The following is a 20,115-nucleotide window of genomic DNA, read 5'->3' on the forward strand; positions in this document are numbered from 1 at the left end:
TTTTTCTTGTGCAAGGTTTTTCTAACCCAACGTGGTAAAGAAATCTTCGGTCGTTTCTTGCAGGCTGCGGCTTTGCTGGACCGAGGCTTCGGACCCCGTCCGTGCTTGTCCCACGCTCAAAGTGATGTCGCGCGTCGCGCTCGCCTGTTCGTCGAGTGCCGAGCGAACGGATTGGGCGATGCTGTCCACCTGATCGCATTCCTTCGAGATGGTCGTCACATTGTGCACCGTGCGCTCGGTCGCGTCGCGAATGGCAGCGATGTGGTTGTTGATGTTCTCGGTCACATGCGTGGTCTGTGCGGCAAGGTTCTTGACCTCTCCCGCCACAACGCTGAAGCCGCGCCCGACCTGACCTGCACGCGCCGCTTCGATCGAAGCATTGAGCGCCAAGAGATTGGTCTTGTTGGCAATTTCGGAAATCATGCGCACGGCATCGGAGATGTCCGACACCTTGTTTGCCAGTTCCGTCACCTGAGTGTTCGAGACGCTGGCCAGCGAGGCAGCCGAGCGTGTCTTGGACGTCGCGTCGTTCATCTGGTCCCGAATGGCAATGATCGAGGTCGAAAGCTGCTCGGCTGCGGTGGACGCGGTGCGGATGCTGTCCGAAGTTTGCACCGAAGTCGCCGCAAGGGTCTCGACTGTATTCGAAACATTCGTTCGGAAATTCTGGGCTATGCGCAGCTTCCGCGTATTCGTGCGGTCTTTGAGCATCTCTTCGGTGATCGACAAGGCGATCTCGAGATCCATCATGATCAGCCGTGTGAGTATGCCCGTAAGCTTGATGGCGCTTCTACGGCGCAAGAAACCCGCCTTGCGCATGATAGAGCGGTTGAGGTCTGCAACGAGAAGCCCGCTTGCATTGACCTGCCACACGGGTTCGAGGCTCATGTTCGCATGCACTTTGCCCACGCGCGTGACGGACGTTTTGTAGGCTTCGCCAAGATCGCCCTCGATCAAATACGTGAAATGGGTCAGCAGCGAGCCATCCAGATTGACCATCGAGGTGTTGGCAAAGTTGTGTTTCAACTTCGGAATGGCCAGCAAGCGGTCGCGAAACCGCTCGAGCACATCCGGAAGCACGCTCATCGAAAGACCACGGTTGGCCCGCAGAAAGGCAAAATCCTTTTGGGTCAGACCGAGAAATTCGATCCGTTTATCAATATCGACTGAATAAGTTTCTGTATTACCTGCGTCGAGCATTTGCGTCCTCTTGAACTTGTCAGCTAGTTCAACGGCGAGAGGCGCATTTTCCTTAGGGTTGAAATTGAACTTTTGTGAGCTTTTTCAAACAGCCTCAGCTCCGCGAAGCTCTGCGCAGTAGTTCGGCCGCATCGGGGCGAGAAATTAGGGTTTCCTGAACCTCATAGTCGAGATGGGCTGGGCGCAGCTGGCTCCCGCGATTGCCGCTGAGCTCGCGGCTGAGTTCTTCGGGAAGAACACCGCGTGTGCGTGGATCGACAAAGAGCGTCTCGGTTGCGATCCCCTCTGCATAGATGATCTGGTGCTCGTCGAAGAGAAGTTGGAAATAATCGACAAAACCACCGTCTATCTGGACAACCGTCTCGCCGTTGATCAGGTGGCGGACCTTGATCAGCACCTCCGAGCGGCCCACTCCAAGGTTATCTTCGCGTTGGTAGACAAAGATCCTGTGTTCGGGGCTGAGCCAAAGGTCGTGTTCATTGCTCAGCGCTCCTTTGCGGATCACCACAGGCGCAAAGTCTCCGACCGCGCGGATGGTATTGGTGCCGATCCAGCGGATGGGGCGGGGGCCTTCGTCGCGGGTCAGGACCCGATCACCGACCTTGAGATCCTCGACCTTGACCTGAGCCCCCGAGGCCATGGTGATATGCGTTCCGCGCGCAAAGGACATGCACGCCACTTCGGCAAGCCGTGTCGTGGCCGTGTGGCGGTCGATACCGACAAGCCGATACCCCGTTTTCGGCTCGAGCGCCGCGAAGGGCATGAAATAGACTTCGACGACCCCGCCGTCCTCGACCTCGACAAGTATGACCGCTTCGAAGGTAGAGCTGTCGGGGGCCATGAAGGTCACGCAGCTGTCCACATAAACCGCGTTGCCGACCGTGCCCGTCTCGCTTGACTGGGCGATCACAAAGGAGCGGTCGTCAAGCGCGGGACGCACGGCAAGGCGCTGCTTTTGGGCATCGGTGCGCATCTCGTAGATGTCATCCATGACCAATTCGTCGGCAAAACTGATGGCATCGCCTTCGGCCACACCGTTTTCGCAGATGAAATGTCCTGACGGATAAACAGGAAGCTTTTGAACGTCGGGTTGGTCTTCGTGGTATGACATTTAACGGTCTATCGGCTGGACAATTCTGCGATGCACCCCACAATTGGAGGCAATGCTCTGGTCAATGTCATTTAAGACGACATCGGCCAAGTGAAAAGCGATTAGCAAAAGGGAGAAATCCGCATGGATTTGGGAATCAAAGGAAAGCGGGCACTGGTCTGTGCCTCGTCCAAAGGGCTCGGGCTTGGATGTGCGCGTGCTCTTGCGGCTGCGGGCGTCGATCTTGTGATGAATGCACGCGGCTCCGAAGCGCTTGAAGCCAGCGCCGAGGCCATCCGCAAGGAGTTCGGCGTCGATGTTGTGACCGTTGCAACCGATGTCACCACCCCAGAAGGGCAAGCCGCCGTCATCGATGCCGCCTCGAATGTCGATATTCTTGTGACCAACGCCGGTGGCCCGCCTCCGGGGAGCTGGACCGATTGGGACCGCGAAGACTTCATCAAGGCACTTGACGCGAACATGTTGACCCCGATTGCGCTTATCAAAGCGCTCGTGCCGCAAATGATCGAAAAAGGGTGGGGCCGTGTGGTCAATATCACCTCTGTTTCGGTCAAATCCCCGATCCCTGCGCTCGGGCTTTCGAACTCGTCGCGCGCTGGTCTGACGGGCTATGTGGCGGGGGTTTCGCGTCAAGTGGCAAGCAAGGGCGTGACGATCAACAACCTCCAGCCGGGCATCCACGCGACCGACCGTATGGTCAATCTCGACGGCGCGGCCGCCAAGACCCAAGGCATCCCGCTTGCAGACGTGCAAAAGCAGCGTCTCGCATCGATCCCAGCAGGGCGTTACGGCACCTCGGATGAATTCGGCGCCACCTGTGCGTTCCTCTGCTCGCAACATGCCGGCTTTATCGTGGGGCAAAACATCCTTCTCGATGGGGGCGCGACGAATACGACCATGTAGGCCGATAGGCTTGCCGTTGCCCGACCAGCCTGTTAGGACACTTTGAAAGAAGCCCGATAGGTTTGGTCGGAAATACGTCGTGACGCAAATACCGCGCCTTGAAATCAGGAACATTGTCCGCCGTTTCGACGGTCAAGCCGTTGTGGACAATGTTTCTTTGTCGGTCATGCCGGGACAGGTCACCTGTCTTTTGGGACCATCGGGATGCGGCAAATCGACGACCCTGCGTATCATCGCAGGCGTCGAGATGCAGGACAGCGGCGAGATTTACGTCGACGGCGCTCTGGTCTGCGACACCCGCTTTCGCATTCCCCCAGAGGGGCGCTCGATCGGGCTCATGTTTCAGGACTTTGCCCTCTTTCCCCATCTGAGCGTCGCAGGCAATGTCGCCTTTGGCCTCAAAGGAGACAAGGCCGAGAACCGCGCCCGCGTCGAAGAGCTCTTGGCCAAGGTCAACATGAGCCGCCATATCGACAGCTATCCGCACCAGCTTTCGGGCGGCGAACAACAGCGTGTGGCCTTGGCCCGTGCGCTTGCGCCGCGTCCGCGCATTATGCTGATGGATGAACCCTTTAGTGGTTTGGACGACCGACTGCGCGATGAAATCCGCGATCAAACGCTCGAAGTGCTCAAATCCGAGGGGGCAGCGGTTTTGCTCGTCACGCACGAGCCATCCGAGGCGATGCGCATGGCCGATGAAATCGCGCTGATGCGGTCGGGCAAGATCGTGCAGCAGGGCGCGCCCTATAACATCTATAACTCGCCCGTGGATCGGAGTGCTGCCGCCTTCTTTAGTGATATCAATGTGATATCGGGCAAAGTTCGCGGCGCTTTGACCGATACGCCTTTTGGGCAATTCCTGACGCCCGGCATTGCCGACGGCACCGAGGTGGATATCGTTATCCGTCCGCAGCATATCCGGATCGACTTTGACCGCGCGGGACGCGGGCCCAACCCGACCGCCCAAGACGGCACCCCCGCGCGAGGCGTCGTCGAGCGGGCGCGGTTCATGGGCGCGGAAAGCCTTGTCGAGTTTCGCATGGATTATGACGGCTCGATCCTGCGGGCGGCTGTGCCTTCGGTCTTTTTGCCCAAGGCCGGAACGCCGCTCTGGCTGATGATCCGCCGCGACCGCTGTTTCGTCTTTCCGCGCCGCTAGAGTGCGCGCCGCAAATCCCCGAGCGTTTTGCCCGCTTCTTCGACAAAGAGACCGGGGAGCACGCGCAGGGCGCTGATCTCGCCAATCGGGTATTCGGCAAACCCGCGCGTTGTTTCGCACCATCCCTGAACCAGCCAGATCCGCCCCCAGTATTCGAGCGCCAGCGGGCGCAGCGTGCGCGGGGCACCGTCGAGGGTCAACAAAAGCTTTTGCCGTGCGCGGATCGCGTGGCGGATGGTCGTCAGATGCGCAAACCCTTGGGGAAGTTCGGTCAGACGCGGGGCATTCTCGACCTCTGACAGATGGGCGTCGAGCTTCCGGCCCAAAGCGCGCGCGGCCTCGGCCAGATCTCGGTCATTGGACTGGGATACCGCCGCAAGGCCGAGCTGGAGCGCCTCCATTTCCAGATCGCTGAGCTGCAAGGGCGGAAGGTCGATAGCGCGGTTCACGCGATAGCCTTTGCCCCGCTCGCCTTGCACCGAAACGCCAGAGGCCGCCAGCGTGTCCATGTCGCGGTAAAGGGTGCGCAGCGACACCCCAAGCTGCGCGGCGAGTGCCTCTCCTTGGTGCTGGTCATCGCTGCGCAAAAGAGCGGTAAGCTTGGCGAGCCTTTCTTTGCGTTTCATCTGCGTCTTTCGAGAGTTGCACATTTCAACTGACAGTTTTTTGTCACCAAGTGAAGCCTTTTCTGTGTGAAAGTCGGGCTGGAAAGGCGCATCGCGCTTTTCCCTTCCCAAAAGCGCAACTAGGCTCGAGACAAGCAAAGGTTCGGCCGTCGCGCCGCATTATGGAGATTTCACATGCTTAACAACATCGGCCTTCCCGGTCTTCTTCTCATCGCTGTTGTCGTTCTCGTCCTCTTTGGTCGCGGCAAAATCTCGTCGCTGATGGGCGAAGTGGGCAAGGGCATCACCTCGTTCAAAAAGGGTCTGGACGAAGGCAAATCCGAGATCGAGAACAACGCAGCCGACGCGGCCCGCGATGTGACCCCCGCCGACGAAAAAGACAAAGCCTGATCCTCGCGCCCCATTTTCGGGGCCGACTTAATAGGAGCCGCACATGTTTGGCATGGGCTGGAGCGAAATGGTGCTGATCGGCATCGTTGCCTTGATCGTTGTCGGGCCAAAGGATCTTCCGAATTTGTTTCGGACCCTTGGTCAGTTCACGGGCAAAGCGCGAATGATGGCACGAGAATTTAGCCGCGCGATGGAATCGGCAGCGGATGAAGCAGGCGTCAAGGATATCTCCAAGACGCTCAAAGCTGCCGCGAACCCGCAAAAGTTCGGTATGGACAAGGTGAAAGAGGCCGCAACCTCGGCGCTGTCCCCTGATCGCCAAGAGGCCAAGGACAAGATCGCTGCGGCGACCGCCAAGGCTGCGACAGAGCGCAAGGAACGCGAGGCCGCCGAGGCTGCTGCGGCGGCGGCAAAGGTAGAGGAAGCCCCCGCAGCCTCTGCCCAAGCTCCCGTCAAAGCCAAAGCTGCGGCAAAGCCGAAAGCCCCTGCCAAACCCAAGGCCGAGGCGAAACCCAAAGCCGCCCCGCGTAAAAAGGCCGCCCCCAAGACATCCGAGGCAAGCGAATGAGCAAGACCGACGACATAGAAGACAGCTCCGCCCCGCTGATCGAGCATCTGGCCGAGCTGCGCAATCGCCTCATCAAATCGCTGGTGGCCTTTATCATCGGCATGGTGATCTGCTTTGCGTTCTGGAACCCGCTCTTCAATTTCCTGACTGAACCTTTGTGTTCGGCGCTTGCCGCGCGTGGTCAGGACGACTGCGGTCTTGTGCTCATCGCACTGCAAGAAGGGTTCTTTGTTGCGGTTTCCATCTCGCTTCTTGGCGGATTGGTGCTGTCTTTTCCCTTCATCAGCTATCAGATGTGGCGTTTCGTGGCGCCCGGACTCTACAAGAGCGAGAAGAACGCATTTTTGCCGTTCCTTGTGGCTTCGCCCTTCATGTTCTTTCTCGGCGCGGCCTTTGCCTATTATGGGATCACGCCGCTGGCCTTCGACTTCTTCCTCGGCTTCCAGCAGCCCGGTGCGCTTCTCTCTGAAGAGGGCAGCGGTGCCATTGCGGGGATTGCCTTCCAGGGCTCGGCGCAGGCCTATCTCTCGCTCACGATCAAATTCATCGTGGCCTTTGGCCTCTGCTTCCAACTTCCCGTTCTGCTGACCCTGATGGGCAAGGCGGGGCTGGTCAGCTCGCGCGGGTTGCGCAACATGCGTAAATACGCGGTGGTCGGCATTCTCGTGCTTGCCGCGCTTGCAACGCCCCCTGACGTTGTCTCGCAGGTGATCCTCTTTGTCGTGGTCTTCGGGCTTTACGAGATTTCGATCCACCTTGTGGCGCGTGTAGAACGCCAGCGCGAAGCCAAACTCCGCGAAGAGGGCGTTCTAGGCGAGGACGAAAGCCTCTTTGACGAGTTCGACGAAGACGAAGACGACGAGAAAGAAGTCAAAAAGACATGACCAAGAAAGTTCTCAAACGCATTGCCGAAGCTCTCGAGCGTTTGGCACCTGCGCCGCTTGAGGCCCCGGATTTCGGGGCCTCGGCTTTTGTCTGGCACACCGAACCCGATCGGCTTGTTCCCGTTCAAAAGGTCGCCCGTGTCGATGTCTCGCTCCTTGTAGGGGTGGATCGTTCACGCGATACGCTTCTTGCGAATACTGAACAGTTCGCGCGCGGTATGCCCGCCAACAACGCGCTGCTTTGGGGCGCTCGCGGCATGGGCAAGTCGAGCCTCGTAAAGGCGATCCACGGCAAGGTTTCGGCGGATTATCCGCTGCTCAAGATCGTCGAGATCCAGCGCGAGGATCTCGAGAGCATCGGCCGCTGTCTGAATCTCTTGCGCGGTCGTCCCGAGCGGTTTGTGCTTTTTTGCGATGATCTTTCGTTCAGCCACGATGACGCGCACTACAAATCGCTCAAGGCGGTTCTGGATGGCGGGATCGAAGGTCGGCCCGATAACGTCGTGCTCTATGCCACGTCGAACCGTCGCCACCTCATGCCGCGCGATATGATCGAGAATGAACGCTCGAGCGCGATCAATCCCGCCGAAGCAGTCGAGGAAAAGGTCTCGCTCTCGGATCGTTTCGGTCTCTGGCTGGGTTTCCATCCCTGTGATCAGGATCAGTATCTCGAGATGATCCGCGGGTATTGCAGGGAATACGGTATCGAGATCGACGAGCAAACCCTTTGGGCCGAGGCCATCGAGTGGCAGGCAACACGAGGGAGCCGTTCGGGACGTGTCGCATGGCAATACTTTACCGACCTTGCGGGGCGGCGCGGCGTATCGCTGGGCTAGAACTGAAAAGGGGAGGCGCGAGCCTCCCCTTTGTCGTTAGGGCAGGTAGCCCATGGGATCGACGGAATTTAGGCCCTGTCGGACTTCGAAATGGAGGAAGGACGGGCTTCCGTCACGGACGCGACCAATGGTCTGTCCTTTGGTGACGGCAGAATCCTTGGCCACGGTCAGCCCGTCAAGGTTCGTATAAACCGTGAGCAGGTTGTTGGCGTGGCGGATCACCATAATCGGAACGCCGTTCGTGTCTTTGGTGATGGCCGCGACCGTGCCGTCGGCTGCCGCCTTGACCGCAGTTCCCGCCGCAGCTCCGATGTCGATGCCTTCGTTCTTGCCTGCGGCATAGGCGCGGATGATCGAGCCTTGAACCGGATAGGCGAGGGGCGCATTGGGGTTGCCCGAGGGCTTGGAGGCGCTCAGATCGGGCGTCGCGGGGGCGGTCGCCGTGGGCGTCACCGCAGCGGCGGCAGCGGTCGAAGCCGACGCCACCTTTTCGGCGGGCAGAGGTTCGGCTGCACTGGGGGGCGTGGGCGTGCTGCTCCCCGTTCCCGGTGTTTCGACCGTCGCAGGGGCAACGGACGAAGGCGGACGGGCGTCGCCGCGCGGAATAAGGAGGAATTGACCTTCACGCACGGTCAGATCCGCCCCGAGGCCGTTCCATTCGGCGATATTCTTGACCGGCACACCGTAAAGGCGCGCAATGGAATAAACGGTTTCGCCGCGTTGGACGCGGTGGCGCAGCGGCTCGCTGCCTTGTTGGATCACGGGCGTGCTTGCGGTGGTCGTCGCGGGCTTGGCGGTGGTGGCCGTCGTGGCCTGCGTGCTCGACGGTGTGCTGGTCTGGGCGCGGTCGATGGCCGAGCTTGCAAGGGTCGTCACATCGACCTGCGGCGTTCCGAGAGGCGCCGAGGCAATCTGAGCGCCGCTGGCTGCGGTCGGCTCGGCCACGCGGTTCGGGAGTGCCAAAATCTCGTCACGGCGCAGTTTGGTGTCGGGGTCGATTCCGTTATAGGTCGCAAGCTGGTTGGCATCCACCCCAAGGCGAGAGGCGACGCTTCTGACGGTGTCGTTGCTCTGGGCGACGACGACCTGATAGGTCGGATAGGAAATCACCCCGCGTGCATCGGGCCTTGGACGAGCAGGAAGATTTTGCGCCGCCTGCGTCGTGTCGACCTTGCTCCCTGCCAGATCGCGGAAATCCATGTCGAAATTCTGGCTACAGGCGGTCAGAGCCGTCAGGGCTGCCCCTGCCACCAAGATACGCTTGAGAGTGCTCGCGTTGTGCATCGCTCGTTCCTCGTTCTTGCGGCCATTGGTTGGCCGTCGCAATTTCTAGTCGCCCATGCCCTCGATCAGCGGGACAAACCGCACGGGCCGAAGCTCTTCATAGTCGAAACCCTCTTCGGTGCGCGTGACGCGGATGAGGCTTTGAACCGTGTCGGACTGGCCCACGGGTAACACCATGATACCCCCGATCCGCAGCTGGGCCAAGAGCGGGCCGGGCGGGTCTTCGGCTGCTGCGGTCACGAGAATGCGATCAAAGGGAGCTTGTTCGGGCAAACCAAAGCTTCCATCGCCCGAAATCGCGGTGATATTGACTAGATTGAGCTGTTCGAAGAGCACCCGAGCATCGGCGACAAGGCGCTTGTAGCGGTCGACTGTATAGACGCGGCGGGCCAGATGGCTGAGAATGGCGGCCTGATAGCCTGAGCCCGTGCCGACTTCGAGCACCTTGTCGCGCGGCTGGACATTGAGCGCTTGGGTCATGAGGCCGACGACCGAGGGTTGGCTGATGGTCTGACCTGCTGCAATGGGAAGCGGCATATCCTCATAGGCGCGCTCGGCAAAAAGTCCGCGCACGAAAAGCGCGCGATCGGTCTTTTCCATCGCCGTCAGAACACGTGCATCCGTGACCCCCTTGGAGCGGAGGGCAAAGAGAAACTGCATCTTGAGTTCGGCGCTGTTCACTCGAAAGTTGCTTTCAATTCGCTTAGCACGTCATGTGCCGTGAGGTCAGCACGCATCGGCGTGACCGAGATATAACCGTCGAGGTTGGCCTTGGCATCGCTGCCTTCGAGCGTGGCGATGCGCTGATCCCCGCCGCGCACCCAAAGAAAGCGGCGCCCCGAGGGCGAAAGGTGCGGCTCGACCGAGAAGGAGGTGCCACGGCGGAACCCTTGGGTCGTGACCTTGGTCCCCAGAACACCCTTGGCCGAGGTCGGCGGGAAGTTCACGTTGTAAAAGACGCGGTAATCTTCGTCCTGCCATTTGCCGACCGAAAGAATTTTGCGCACGATCTCGGCACCATGGGCGCCCGCAGCTTCGAAGCTGTCGTCGAGATTTGCGTTGTCGGGGCCGAAGTATTGCGACATGGCGATAGCGGGCACACCTTGGAGCGCGGCTTCGATCACCGCGCCGATGGTCCCAGAATAGAGCACGTTTTCCGCAGAATTGTTGCCACGGTTCACACCCGAGAGCACCAGATCGGGCGGGCAATCCTTCATCACGTCATGGATGGCCGCAAGAACGCAGTCGGCGGGCGAGCCTTCGGCGGCAAAGCGGCGCGGGCCAAGTTCGGCTATCATCGTGGGGTGCGTATAGCTGATCGTATGCGCGACGCCGGATTGCTCAAAGGCGGGGGCAACAGTCCAAACCTCACCCTTGGGGCCTGCAATGTCTTGCGCGATGCGCTCGATGACCTTGAGTCCGGGTGCGTTGATACCGTCGTCGTTGGTAATGAGAATGCGCATAAAGCCCCCTTTTTGTCTTTCCTACGCAACCGAAGTCGGCGCGGCAAGCACGACCCGCCCTTGGAGAGGCATTTTGATCAAAGCGTGACGGTGGGGACTCGGTTTATGCCGATCAGCCGAGGATTTCAGGCAGAAGTCGTGCCGCTTCATCATGGATCGAGGCAAGTTTGCTGCGATCTTCGCCCGGAAAGAACCGTCCACGCGTTGCGGTCGGCATGGCGGCGGGGGTCAGAATGCGCACCGAAGGGCCTGTCTTTTCCGTCTCGGCTTGCCAGCTTTTGGCCATCGCGATCTGTGCGCCCTTGGTCGATCCATAGGCACCAAAGAACTTCTCGCCCGCGCGGGGGTCGTCAAAGAACACGGCTTTGCCCTCCGCACCCAAGAGCGGCTCGACATAAGAGATCAGGCGAGCCGTTGCACCGATGTTGGTGTCGATGGATTTGGTGAGATCTTTGGGCGGCATGTGCCCTGCGGGCGAAAGCGGTGCTGCAAAAATCGCCGTATGAAGCCAGAGGTCGATTTTGCCCCAACGATCAAAGATCGAGCGGCACAGTTGCTGCATCGCGGGTTCAACCGTAATGTCCATGGGGGCCAAAGTCGCTTCGCCGCCCTTGGCCTTGATCCGATCGTCCAGCTCTTCTAGTGCGCCCGTTGTCTTGCCCACGGCAACGATGTGATGGGTGGAAGCGAGCGCCTCGGCCAAAGCAGCGCCAAGGCCGCGGGATGCACCGGTGATAAGAGCGACGGGTTTTTGATCTGTGTTCGACATGGGCTTCATTTGTCACTAGCGCCGAATTTGCGCAAGATGGATCGCGCATCTGCGACGAGATTACACCATCTCGAGCCGTGCGGCGACAAGACGGGCCAAGAGATCGTCCGAAATCGGAGTGTGCTCGGTGAACTGGAGCGTGCCTTTGTTGAACTTATACCCGATGGCGGTCAATTCCTGTTCGAATTTCGGAAAGAGCGAGCCGCTGTGCGGGAAAAGCGAGCAATGCGCCTTGAAGCCCGCATAGCCCATGACGACCTTATCGTTCACGCGAAAGCCGGGGATGGCGTAGGAAATAACCTCTTCGGCCATAGGTAAGAGGGCCGTGAGCCTTGCCCGTAGATCGTCCAGTGCGGGACGCTGCCATCCTGTGATGGTCGCAAGATAGGCATCATGGGGCGCGGCGTGTGTCATCATTGTCCTCGGTTTCGCCCAAGGTGCGCCCATGCGGATCGTTCGGCAAGCGTTAAACGCAAGAGACCCCGCGCGAGGGCGGGGTCTCTGGATGGTTTTGTCGTTTTTACTCGGCAGCTTTGAGCTGGAAGCCTTTTTCGATCATATCGGTCGGCGCAACTGGGTATTCGCCCGAGAAACAGGCGTCGCAATACTTCGGCGCCTTGGGATCGCGGCCTTCGGCTTCGCCTACGGCACGATAAAGACCGTCGAGCGAAATGAACTTGAGGCTATCGACCCCGAGATGGTCACGCATTTCGTCTTCGGTCATGGTCGCAGCGAGCAGCTTTTCGCGCTGCGGCGTGTCCACACCATAGAAACACGGCCAAGCGGTGGGCGGGGAGGCGATGCGGAAGTGCACTTCTGCGGCACCTGCATCAAGCAGCATGTCCTTGATCTTGCGGCTGGTGGTGCCGCGCACAACCGAGTCGTCCACAAGGATGATGCGCTTGTTGCGGATCAGGGCGCGGTTCACGTTGAGCTTGAGACGCACACCCATGTTGCGGATCTGTTCGGACGGCTCGATGAAGGTGCGGCCCATGTATTGGTTGCGGATGATCCCCATTGCATAGGGGATGCCCGACTGGAGGCTGAAACCGATCGCCGCAGGCGTCCCGGAGTCGGGCACTGGGCAAACGAGATCGGCTTCAACAGGGCTTTCCTTGGCCAGTTCGCGGCCGATATTCTCGCGGGTCTCGTAGACCGAGCGACCACCAAGGATCGAGTCGGGGCGCGAGAAATAGACATGCTCGAAAATGCAGAAGCGCGATTGACGGCGGCGGAAGGGGAAATGGCTCTGAACGCCGCTCTTGGCGCTGATGACAACCATTTCGCCAGGCTCAACCTCGCGGATGAATTCTGCACCGACGATATCGAGCGCACAGGTCTCGGAGGCCAGCATATAGCCGTCCCCGAATTTGCCCAGAACCAGCGGACGCACGCCCAAAGGATCGCGCACCCCGATGAGTTTGGTGCGCGTCATGGCAACGACCGAGAAGGCGCCTTCGACCTTGCGTAGCGCTTCTTCCATGCGGTCGGGAATGGTGCGGCCCATCGAACGCGCCATCAGGTGGATGATGCACTCGGAATCCGACGAGGACTGGAAAATCGAGCCGCGTTCGATCAATTCGCGGCGCAGCGCATCGGCGTTGGTGATGTTGCCGTTATGCGCAATCGCAGCCCCGCCCATCGAAAATTCGCCGAAGAAGGGCTGAACGTCGCGGATCGCGGTCTGGCCTTTGTTGCCTGCGGTCGAGTAGCGAACATGGCCGATCCCGACATTTCCGGGGAGAGTCTGCATCACCTCGTGAGAGGTGAAGTTGTCACGGACATACCCCATACGGCGGGCAGAGTTGAAACCGTGCACGGGGTCGTGAACCACGATCCCACCGGCCTCCTGTCCTCGGTGCTGCAGGGCGTGGAGACCAAGAGCGACAAAGTTGGCAGCATCAGCTACGCCAACCGCGCCAAAGATCCCGCACTCCTCCTTGAGCTTATCATCGTCAAAGGGGTGGGCGAGGGGCATCGTTTTGGACACGAGTGAAGGCTCCGAATCCGACAAGTTGGGGTCGCGCTCCTGATAGTCCTTCAAGAGCGCGGTGTCACGAAACTATCATGATTATTTTGGCTGTTGGGCCAAAAGACTGCTTCACGATGTTGTTTTATGCGATCAGGAGGCGCTGCACTGGCCTACAAGTTGCTCGTATTGGCCTGTAATCCAACCCAAAGCCTGTTCGGGGTCCTGATCTTCGACCGAGCCTGTCAGCTTGCTGAAAACTTTGGCAGAGCGGCTGTCGTCGATCATCGGCACGCCTTGGGCCGAGAGAATCGTGCTGTAGACGAAATAGGCGACAGCCACGAGAAGAATGCCGCGCACCACCCCGAACATGAATCCGAGCCCCTGATCGAGACCGCCGAGGACCGAGCGTTGGACAACCGAGGAAAAGAGCGGGGTGAAAATCGAAAAGAGGATGAGCGCCACGCCGAACACAGCCGCAAAGGAAGCAATCACCGAAAGTTCGCAGCTGTCCCCGATGAAATCGCCGACCATCGGGATTTGTTTGATGAGCGGGGTGGCCTTGTCGGCAAAGAGAAACGCAAGAACCGTTGCACCGATCCAGCCCGCAATCGCAAGCGCCTCGCGGACGAGGCCGCGCGAATAGGCCAAAAGTGCCGAAACCACGATAACGACCGCGACAATCCCGTCGACGATAGTGAAACCTTCCATCTTCTTCCCCCGCAGGCGCGGGAGATCACCGCGCGCCGAAAATTTCTTCTACGAACTGAGCGACATCGGTCATCTGTCGCAAAGCGTCACCCGAAACCGAGCTTCTTTTCGGAAGCACCGGAAGGATAGCAGAGGAGAAACCAAGTTTTTGCGCCTCTTTCAACCGATTTTCCATCTGGGACACGGGACGAATACCCCCAGAGAGCGAAATTTCTCCAAAAATTGCACAATCAGAGGGGAGCGTCGCGTCTTCTCGGGCAGAAATCAGCGCAGCCGCAACCGCAAGGTCCGCCGCAGGTTCGGTGATCCGCAGCCCGCCCGCCACGTTGAGATAGACATCAAGTCCGGCAAAGGCGATCCCGCAACGCGATTCCAGAACCGCAAGGATCATCGCAAGGCGGCCACCATCCCAGCCGACCACAGAGCGGCGGGGCGTGCCACCGGGCGCAGGGGCGACAAGCGCCTGGATTTCGCACAAAACGGGGCGCGTGCCCTCGATCCCCGCAAACACCACCGAACCCGGAGCGGGCTTGCCGCGTTCCGACAGGAAAAGAGCCGAGGGGCTTTTGACTTCTGCCAATCCCTTGCCCGTCATTTCGAAGACGCCGATCTCGTCTGCGGGGCCGAAGCGGTTTTTCACGGCGCGCAGAATGCGGAACTGGTGGCCGCGCTCGCCTTCGAAATAGAGCACGGTGTCGACCATATGTTCGACCACGCGCGGCCCTGCGAGGTTGCCCTCTTTGGTGACGTGGCTGACCATGATAACCGCGATGTCACGCTTTTTGGCGAAGGTGGTCAGCTCATGCGCACAGGCGCGCACCTGCGACACGGACCCCGGAGCGCTTTCAACATTGTCGGCCCACATGGTCTGGATCGAGTCGATGATCACAAGTTCGGGGTGCTCGGCATCAAGCGTGGTGAGAATGTCGCGCAAATTGGTTTCGGAGGCGAGCTTGACGGGGCTTTGTTCCAGCCCCAAGCGCCGCGCACGCATCTGGACCTGTGACGCGCTCTCTTCGCCCGAAATATAGATGACCTTGAGGCCGTTGCGGGCAAAACGCGCCGCCGCCTGAAGAAGGAGCGTGGACTTGCCGATCCCGGGATCGCCGCCGACCAAAAGCGCCGAGGCTTTGACGAGGCCGCCGCCGAGCACGCGGTCAAGCTCTGCCACACCCGCAGCCGTGCGGGGCGGTTCGGGTTCCTGACTGGCAAGATCGGTAAGCTCGAGCACATGCCCCTTTTTGCCGCCAAGTGTTTTAGAGGCGGGCCCTGTGGAAATCGGTTTATCCTCGGTGATCGTGTTCCACGCGCCGCAACCGTCACAGCGGCCCGACCACTTGGAAAACACTGCGCCGCAGTCAGAACAGGAGAAGCTCAGATCTTTTGCCATGTTCTCCTTTTGTCCCAATTTTCGGGGCGGAGCAACATGTTTCTAGCGTCTGGCTTTGCCCGAAAGCGCCGAGATGCCGAGCGAGGCGAGGATGCAGCCCGTAAAGAGATAGAGGCCCCAAGCGACCTCGACCGTGGCAAGGCCGATGCCTTTGACGAGCACCACATAAAGCGCGATCAGGAACACATCCGCCATCGCCAATTTGCCCATGATATTCAGCAAGGGCAGCAGTTTGCGGTGCAAAAGTCCCGCATGGACAAGCGCAAGCCCGATGGTTTTGAGATAGGGTGCGAAAAGAGCAAAGCCTGTCACGATCAAAGCCAGAGCGACATCGGTCTCCCATAGGCTCTGGAGCCCCGAAATGACGCTGATTTCAGAAAGACCGAAGAGCGGCAAAAGACCCGCCCGCAGCAGCGGCGCAAACCAAGCCACGGGAAACAGAACGAGCAGCGACAGGTTTGCCCATTTGATCAATGTTTTCATGTCCGCCCCCAAGTCCGACCCCGCGCTTTGGGCAACATCTGAGGGGCGGACGGGCTGATTACAAGGTTATTCTGCAGCAGGCTTGCTGGCGAGTTGCACCACATTCGACCGTTCTTCACGTTCGAAATCATAGCCGAGATCGGGAAGGATCAGCCGAAGCCTCTTGTCCAGTCGGGCAAGTTGGCGTTGCAGCACATCTTCTTCTGCTTCGATTTGCCGTTTCCATTTGCGCACCTCGTCACAGATGTGAAGGGCGTCGATGATCCGTTCCTGCTGGTCCTCGATCTCGCGCTGGCGTTCGCTCAGGAACTTTTTCGCGCGGGCGACTTTGGCGTCCGAATAGATCTCGGCGATGTCGCGGGATTTCTCGCTCATTTGCGCCGCGAGCGTCAGAACGTCGCTCTCCAGTCGGCCAAGATCGGGGTGATCGCGCAGATAGGACAGACGTTCCCGCACCGCGTCGAACTCCGAGCTGAGGGAAAACACCCCCTGACGATCTGCATGATGGCAAATCTGATAGGCGCGCGCCACGTCTTCCATGTTCAGATGAAAATCGCGGTGGCTTTTCTCGAGTTGAAGCACGCGGAAATTGCTTGGCAGATAGGCCAGAAGCGCAATCCCCAGAAGGGTGACCGCGCTTTGGACATAAAGGCCGCCGTTCACCACCTCGATCTCTCCGAAGTGCAGCGGCAAGGTGAGCCAAGGTGTAATGCCGAAGGCGCTTAGACAGGTGTAGAACAACAGCGAGAGCGCAAGCGCCGCGAGCAGCATGAACGATGCAATATGACAAAGACGGGCAAAGGCCCGTAGTGCTCCGATCCCATTCATTTGTGCCCCCCAGCACGACATCTTGAGGGGATGATAGGTTGTAAACGTTGGGTTTGGAACACTTTTTACGGAATGCTCCGAAAATATTCCAAAGCGGAAACAGTCCGAAGGAGTGCCTCGGACTGTTTCTCTTGGGGGTTAATTGGCGACGTAGTGACGGCTGTATCGGGCGCCGAGCGAGGTCAGGAATTCATACCCGATGGTGCCCGCGATATCGGCCAGATCGTCTACGCCCTGCATGTCGCCCATCAGGGTGAGATACTCGGGGACGCTGTCCAGATCGGTCACATCAATGGTCAGAAGATCCATCGACACCCGCCCGACAAGCTGGACCGGAACGCCGTTGGCAAAAAGCCTGACCTTGTTCGAGAGCGAGCGGAGGAGGCCGTCGGCATAGCCCGCAGAAACGGTTGCGATGCGGCTGGGGCGTTTGGCCTGCCATGTGTTGGAATAGCCGACCACTTCACCTTCTTCGAGCTCGCGGACCTGCACTACAGGAAGATCGAGCTGCACGACCTTGTGCGCGGCGTCAAAGGGCCGACCACCGTAAAGCCCGATACCGGGACGGGTCAGATCGAAATGATAGTCGGGGCCAAGCAAAAGCCCCCCCGTCGCCGAGAGCGAACGGGGCACATTGATGCCGTCCGTCATGCGCTTGAACATATCAAGCTGATAGGCATTCATCGGGTGATCGGGTTCGTCGGCGCAGGCAAGATGGCTCATCACCAGAGCGGGGCCTTGCTCCAGGGCGAGCGAGGACACCGCCGACCATTCCGACCACTCCATCCCGAGCCGGTTCATGCCTGTATCAAGCTGGATACCGAAAGGATGACCGGGAAGCGCTTCGAAATGGCGGGTCATCTGGTCGAGACTGTTGAGCATCGGCGTCAGGTGCAGATCCGCGATCATATCGGTGTCGCCCGCCATATGCCCGGAAAAGACAAAGACATCGGCATCCGACCCGATGGCCGAACGGACCTTGCCGCCTTCTTCTGCGGCGGCGACAAAAAACTTGCGGGCACCGGCGCGATAAAGCGCACGCGCCACATAGTCCGACCCGAGGCCATAGCCGTCCGCCTTGACGACTGCGCCCGTTTCAACGGCGGTTTTGGCATCCAAAGCACGCCAGTTGGCGACGATGGCGTCGAGATCGATACGAAGTTTACCTGTGCTCATTGGAGCCTTTTACCTTGGAATTACGGGGTCAATCGGAGGGCAGGGGCGCCTAGTGGAAGTTGTCTTCCGCGTTCTGCTGCCATGCTTTGACAAGGTTGCCGAACTTGGTGAAGCGCCCTTCAAAGGACAATTCGACCGTGCCGATGGGACCATGTCGCTGCTTGCCGATGATAACCTCGGCCTTGCCGTGCAGACGATCCATCTCTTCTTGCCACTGCGCCATTTTCTCGAGCTCGTGATCGCCCGGCTTTTCGCGTTCCTTATAATATTCCTCGCGGAACACGAACATCACCACGTCGGCGTCCTGCTCGATCGAGCCCGATTCACGAAGATCCGAGAGTTGGGGGCGTTTATCGTCGCGGCTTTCCACCTGACGCGACAACTGCGAGAGCGCGACAACGGGGATGTGGAGTTCCTTGGCAATGGCCTTGAGACCCATCGAAATTTCGGCGATTTCGTTCACGCGGCTTTCCGTTTTGCCCGTGCCGCGCACAAGCTGGAGATAGTCCACGAAAAGCGCATCAAGCCCGTGGGTCCGCTTGAGACGGCGCGCACGCGCGGCAAGCTGGCTGATCGGGATCGCGGGTGTGTCGTCGATGAAAAGCGGGCAGCTTTCAAGCGATTTGGCCGCATCGACGAAACGACGGAATTCGGCTTCGGTCATGTCACCGCGGCGGATCTGTTCGGACGGAACTTCCGAGGCTTCGGAGAGGATACGGGCGGCAAGCTGCTCTGCGCTCATTTCGAGCGAATAAAAGCCCACGACGCCGCCTTCGACCGCGCCTTCGGTGCCGTCGGGCAAGCGGCCCTTTTTATAGGCCTTGGCGATGTTGAAGGCGATATTGGTCGCAAGCGAGGTTTTCCCCATCGAGGGACGCCCCGCGAGGATCAAAAGGTCGGACTTGTGCAAACCACCAAGCTTTTTGTCCATGTCGATCAGGCCCGTCGAAACCCCCGACAGGCCGCCTTCGCGCTGATAGGCGGCGTTGGCGACGTTGACGGCATCGGTTACGGCCTTGAGAAAGCTGACGAAACCGCTCTCGGATGTGCCTTGCTCGGCAAGTTTGTAGAGCGCCTGTTCGGCTTCGACGATTTGCTCTTTCGGTTCGCTGTCGACGTCGACCTTGGCGGCTTTGGCGGCGATGTCGCGGCCCACCTGGATCAGCTCGCGCCGCACCGCCAGATCATAGATCATCTGGGCGTAATCGCGGGCGGCAAAGGCAGAGATCGCCGATCCCGCCAGTCGCGCAAGATAGGCCGCGCCGCCGAGTTCCTGAAGCCCTGCGTCGTCTTCCATAAAGGTCTTGAGCGTGACGGGCGAGGCAAGCGCGTTTTGCGAGATGCGGCTGTGGCAAACGCTGAAAATCCGCTGGTGCACGGGGTCGTAAAAGTGCTGTGCCGAGACGATCGAATTGACGCGGTCAAAGATGTCGTTGTTGGTCAGGATCGCGCCGAGAAGCTGTTGCTCGGCTTCGATGGAATGCGGCAGCAGATCAACGTTTTCCCCCGCGACTTCGGGCATCTTGGCATCAAAACTTCTGATCTCGTTCACGCGAACCACTCCGACTCTTTTCGGTCTCTGTTGTAACCCAAGGCAGGGGCGGGCTTCAAATTGTATAAGCTGTGGATAAGTCAAAGGCCCCGACGGCGTGCTGCCGAACGGGGCCTTCGGGATGTGCTATTGCAAGGATCAGGCGTGTTTGGCCGACCAACCCGCGGGGTCGTTGAGATAATCCTCGACCGCCGAGAGGGTCTCGGCGTCGAATGCGCCGCGCTCTTTGGCGACGGCCAGAACGTCCCACCACGTGCAGAGCGATAGAAGCTGGACACCGTGGTTGGCGAGCGTTTCCTCGACGCCTTCGAAAATCCCGTAATAGAAGATCACCGCCGTGGCCGAGCAGGTCGCGCCCGTTTCGCGGATGGCGTCCACGAACGACAGTTTGGAGCCGCCGTCGGTGGTGAGGTCCTCGACCAAAAGCACCCGCTGACCTTCGGTCATCACGCCTTCGATGCGGGCGTTACGGCCATAGCCTTTGGGTTTTTTGCGGACATAGGTCATCGGGAGCGCAAGGCGCTCGGCGATCAGGGCCGAAAACGGGATACCAGCGGTTTCGCCGCCTGCAACGTTGTCGAAGGCCTCGAAGCCCGCTTCGCGCATGATGGTGACGGCAAGGAAATCCATCAGCGTCGAGCGGATGCGCGGGAAAGAGATCAACTTGCGGCAATCGATATAGGTCGGGGCTTTCTTGCCGCTTGCGTGGGTGAACGGCTCGCGCGAGTTGAAGTGCACTGCGCCGATTTCAAGGAGCATACCTGCGGACAGGCGCGCGATCTCTTCTTTGGAGGGAAAGGACGAGGGGATCAT

Annotated in this window: 22 protein-coding genes; 6 read left to right on the forward strand and 16 right to left on the reverse strand. The window is 59.5% G+C overall.

All coding sequences use genetic code 11. The features are described 5' to 3' along the window. Window positions 1-21: 21 nt before the first annotated feature. Both QQG91_RS04560 and QQG91_RS04565 read right to left on the reverse strand, forming a co-directional pair. Entirely contained in the window at window positions 22-1,200 is a 1,179-nt protein-coding gene (locus tag QQG91_RS04560; RefSeq protein ID WP_285771795.1) for a globin-coupled sensor protein, read from the reverse strand. Window positions 1,201-1,294: 94 nt separating this feature from the next. Further along, window positions 1,295-2,311 (reverse strand): Hint domain-containing protein, encoded by a 1,017-nt coding sequence (locus QQG91_RS04565; RefSeq protein ID WP_285771796.1) that lies wholly within the window; start codon window positions 2,309-2,311, stop codon window positions 1,295-1,297. 123 nt (window positions 2,312-2,434) lie between these two features. Here QQG91_RS04565 and QQG91_RS04570 point away from each other — a divergent pair, with 123 nt between their 5' ends. Then, window positions 2,435-3,214, forward strand: coding sequence for an SDR family oxidoreductase (locus tag QQG91_RS04570; RefSeq protein WP_285771797.1), 780 nt, complete (start codon window positions 2,435-2,437; stop codon window positions 3,212-3,214). Between the two features lie 79 nt (window positions 3,215-3,293). Further along, complete coding sequence (locus tag QQG91_RS04575; protein ID WP_285771798.1) at window positions 3,294-4,373, forward strand: ABC transporter ATP-binding protein; 1,080 nt, start codon at window positions 3,294-3,296, stop codon at window positions 4,371-4,373. Here the strand turns inward: QQG91_RS04575 and QQG91_RS04580 are convergent. Then, a complete protein-coding gene (locus QQG91_RS04580) occupies window positions 4,370-4,999 on the reverse strand; it encodes a helix-turn-helix transcriptional regulator (protein ID WP_502881584.1) in 630 nt (209 codons plus the stop codon). The genes QQG91_RS04575 and QQG91_RS04580 overlap by 4 nt on opposite strands. A 174-nt stretch (window positions 5,000-5,173) precedes the next feature. On the opposite strand from QQG91_RS04580, the gene QQG91_RS04585 reads away from it, so the two are divergent. From QQG91_RS04585 to QQG91_RS04600, 4 genes are read left to right on the forward strand one after another with little or no spacing between them, the layout of a single operon-like run. Next, window positions 5,174-5,389 (forward strand): twin-arginine translocase TatA/TatE family subunit, encoded by a 216-nt coding sequence (locus tag QQG91_RS04585; protein ID WP_285771799.1) that lies wholly within the window; start codon window positions 5,174-5,176, stop codon window positions 5,387-5,389. A 43-nt stretch (window positions 5,390-5,432) separates the two neighbouring features. Then, window positions 5,433-5,957 (forward strand): Sec-independent protein translocase protein TatB, encoded by a 525-nt coding sequence (gene tatB / locus QQG91_RS04590; RefSeq protein ID WP_285771800.1) that lies wholly within the window; start codon window positions 5,433-5,435, stop codon window positions 5,955-5,957. Further along, the gene (gene tatC / locus QQG91_RS04595) at window positions 5,954-6,841 is read left to right on the forward strand and encodes a twin-arginine translocase subunit TatC (RefSeq protein WP_285771801.1); all 888 of its coding nucleotides are present in this window, start codon (window positions 5,954-5,956) and stop codon (window positions 6,839-6,841) included. Before tatB ends, tatC begins: the two co-directional genes overlap by 4 nt. Continuing rightward, window positions 6,838-7,677, forward strand: coding sequence for an ATP-binding protein (locus QQG91_RS04600; protein WP_285771802.1), 840 nt, complete (start codon window positions 6,838-6,840; stop codon window positions 7,675-7,677). The genes tatC and QQG91_RS04600 overlap by 4 nt, the downstream gene beginning before the upstream one ends. Window positions 7,678-7,713: 36 nt before the next feature. Here the strand turns inward: QQG91_RS04600 and QQG91_RS04605 are convergent, their stop codons facing one another. The 13 genes from QQG91_RS04605 to QQG91_RS04665 all read right to left on the reverse strand — a co-directional run bounded on the left by QQG91_RS04605 (window position 7,714) and on the right by QQG91_RS04665 (window position 20,115). Continuing rightward, window positions 7,714-8,961, reverse strand: coding sequence for a M23 family metallopeptidase (locus QQG91_RS04605; RefSeq protein ID WP_285771803.1), 1,248 nt, complete (start codon window positions 8,959-8,961; stop codon window positions 7,714-7,716). 45 nt (window positions 8,962-9,006) lie between these two features. After that, window positions 9,007-9,621: a protein-L-isoaspartate(D-aspartate) O-methyltransferase gene (locus QQG91_RS04610; RefSeq protein ID WP_285772311.1), complete on the reverse strand. Its 615-nt coding sequence runs from the start codon at window positions 9,619-9,621 to the stop codon at window positions 9,007-9,009. Between the two features lie 17 nt (window positions 9,622-9,638). Next, window positions 9,639-10,424, reverse strand: coding sequence for a 5'/3'-nucleotidase SurE (gene surE, locus QQG91_RS04615; protein ID WP_285771804.1), 786 nt, complete (start codon window positions 10,422-10,424; stop codon window positions 9,639-9,641). Window positions 10,425-10,536: 112 nt separating this feature from the next. Continuing rightward, window positions 10,537-11,193, reverse strand: a complete 657-nt coding sequence (locus QQG91_RS04620; RefSeq protein WP_285771805.1) for an SDR family NAD(P)-dependent oxidoreductase — start codon at window positions 11,191-11,193, stop codon at window positions 10,537-10,539. Window positions 11,194-11,253: 60 nt separating this feature from the next. Beyond that, window positions 11,254-11,610, reverse strand: coding sequence for an iron chaperone (locus tag QQG91_RS04625; RefSeq protein WP_285771806.1), 357 nt, complete (start codon window positions 11,608-11,610; stop codon window positions 11,254-11,256). A 103-nt stretch (window positions 11,611-11,713) separates the two neighbouring features. After that, the gene (gene purF, locus QQG91_RS04630; RefSeq protein WP_285771807.1) at window positions 11,714-13,171 is read right to left on the reverse strand and encodes an amidophosphoribosyltransferase; all 1,458 of its coding nucleotides are present in this window, start codon (window positions 13,169-13,171) and stop codon (window positions 11,714-11,716) included. 144 nt (window positions 13,172-13,315) lie between these two features. Continuing rightward, the gene (locus tag QQG91_RS04635; protein WP_285771808.1) at window positions 13,316-13,873 is read right to left on the reverse strand and encodes a CvpA family protein; all 558 of its coding nucleotides are present in this window, start codon (window positions 13,871-13,873) and stop codon (window positions 13,316-13,318) included. Between the two features lie 25 nt (window positions 13,874-13,898). Continuing rightward, on the reverse strand, window positions 13,899-15,263 hold the full coding sequence (gene radA, locus QQG91_RS04640; RefSeq protein ID WP_285771809.1) for a DNA repair protein RadA: 1,365 nt from the start codon (window positions 15,261-15,263) through the stop codon (window positions 13,899-13,901). A 42-nt stretch (window positions 15,264-15,305) separates the two neighbouring features. After that, the gene (locus tag QQG91_RS04645) at window positions 15,306-15,737 is read right to left on the reverse strand and encodes a paraquat-inducible protein A (RefSeq protein ID WP_502881596.1); all 432 of its coding nucleotides are present in this window, start codon (window positions 15,735-15,737) and stop codon (window positions 15,306-15,308) included. 75 nt (window positions 15,738-15,812) lie between these two features. Continuing rightward, window positions 15,813-16,574 carry a DNA repair protein gene (locus QQG91_RS04650; RefSeq protein WP_285771811.1) on the reverse strand — a complete coding sequence of 254 codons (762 nt, stop codon included), beginning with the start codon at window positions 16,572-16,574 and terminating at the stop codon, window positions 15,813-15,815. Window positions 16,575-16,712: 138 nt separating this feature from the next. Further along, the gene (alr, locus tag QQG91_RS04655) at window positions 16,713-17,750 is read right to left on the reverse strand and encodes an alanine racemase (RefSeq protein ID WP_285771812.1); all 1,038 of its coding nucleotides are present in this window, start codon (window positions 17,748-17,750) and stop codon (window positions 16,713-16,715) included. Between the two features lie 49 nt (window positions 17,751-17,799). Then, window positions 17,800-19,272, reverse strand: coding sequence for a replicative DNA helicase (locus tag QQG91_RS04660; protein ID WP_502881597.1), 1,473 nt, complete (start codon window positions 19,270-19,272; stop codon window positions 17,800-17,802). A gap of 168 nt (window positions 19,273-19,440) precedes the next feature. Beyond that, window positions 19,441-20,115 (reverse strand): orotate phosphoribosyltransferase, encoded by a 675-nt coding sequence (locus tag QQG91_RS04665; RefSeq protein WP_285771814.1) that lies wholly within the window; start codon window positions 20,113-20,115, stop codon window positions 19,441-19,443.

The organism is Marivivens sp. LCG002 (genome assembly GCF_030264275.1).
Classification (GTDB): domain Bacteria; phylum Pseudomonadota; class Alphaproteobacteria; order Rhodobacterales; family Rhodobacteraceae; genus Marivivens.

Bases quoted from the DNA above. Each gene is read 5' to 3' on its own strand.
- QQG91_RS04560 (WP_285771795.1), bottom strand. From the start codon at position 1,200: ATGCTCGACGCAGGTAATACAGAAACTTATTCAGTCGATATTGATAAA.
- QQG91_RS04565 (WP_285771796.1), bottom strand. From the start codon at position 2,311: ATGTCATACCACGAAGACCAACCCGACGTTCAAAAGCTTCCTGTTTAT.
- QQG91_RS04570 (WP_285771797.1), top strand. From the start codon at position 2,435: ATGGATTTGGGAATCAAAGGAAAGCGGGCACTGGTCTGTGCCTCGTCC.
- QQG91_RS04580 (WP_502881584.1), bottom strand. From the start codon at position 4,999: ATGAAACGCAAAGAAAGGCTCGCCAAGCTTACCGCTCTTTTGCGCAGC.
- QQG91_RS04585 (WP_285771799.1), top strand. From the start codon at position 5,174: ATGCTTAACAACATCGGCCTTCCCGGTCTTCTTCTCATCGCTGTTGTC.
- tatB (WP_285771800.1), top strand. From the start codon at position 5,433: ATGTTTGGCATGGGCTGGAGCGAAATGGTGCTGATCGGCATCGTTGCC.
- tatC (WP_285771801.1), top strand. From the start codon at position 5,954: ATGAGCAAGACCGACGACATAGAAGACAGCTCCGCCCCGCTGATCGAG.
- QQG91_RS04600 (WP_285771802.1), top strand. From the start codon at position 6,838: ATGACCAAGAAAGTTCTCAAACGCATTGCCGAAGCTCTCGAGCGTTTG.
- QQG91_RS04605 (WP_285771803.1), bottom strand. From the start codon at position 8,961: ATGCACAACGCGAGCACTCTCAAGCGTATCTTGGTGGCAGGGGCAGCC.
- QQG91_RS04610 (WP_285772311.1), bottom strand. From the start codon at position 9,621: ATGCAGTTTCTCTTTGCCCTCCGCTCCAAGGGGGTCACGGATGCACGT.
- surE (WP_285771804.1), bottom strand. From the start codon at position 10,424: ATGCGCATTCTCATTACCAACGACGACGGTATCAACGCACCCGGACTC.
- QQG91_RS04620 (WP_285771805.1), bottom strand. From the start codon at position 11,193: ATGTCGAACACAGATCAAAAACCCGTCGCTCTTATCACCGGTGCATCC.
- QQG91_RS04625 (WP_285771806.1), bottom strand. From the start codon at position 11,610: ATGATGACACACGCCGCGCCCCATGATGCCTATCTTGCGACCATCACA.
- purF (WP_285771807.1), bottom strand. From the start codon at position 13,171: ATGCCCCTCGCCCACCCCTTTGACGATGATAAGCTCAAGGAGGAGTGC.
- QQG91_RS04635 (WP_285771808.1), bottom strand. From the start codon at position 13,873: ATGGAAGGTTTCACTATCGTCGACGGGATTGTCGCGGTCGTTATCGTG.
- radA (WP_285771809.1), bottom strand. From the start codon at position 15,263: ATGGCAAAAGATCTGAGCTTCTCCTGTTCTGACTGCGGCGCAGTGTTT.
- QQG91_RS04650 (WP_285771811.1), bottom strand. From the start codon at position 16,574: ATGAATGGGATCGGAGCACTACGGGCCTTTGCCCGTCTTTGTCATATT.
- alr (WP_285771812.1), bottom strand. From the start codon at position 17,750: ATGAGCACAGGTAAACTTCGTATCGATCTCGACGCCATCGTCGCCAAC.
- QQG91_RS04660 (WP_502881597.1), bottom strand. From the start codon at position 19,272: ATGCCCGAAGTCGCGGGGGAAAACGTTGATCTGCTGCCGCATTCCATC.
- QQG91_RS04665 (WP_285771814.1), bottom strand. From the start codon at position 20,115: ATGATCCCCTCGTCCTTTCCCTCCAAAGAAGAGATCGCGCGCCTGTCC.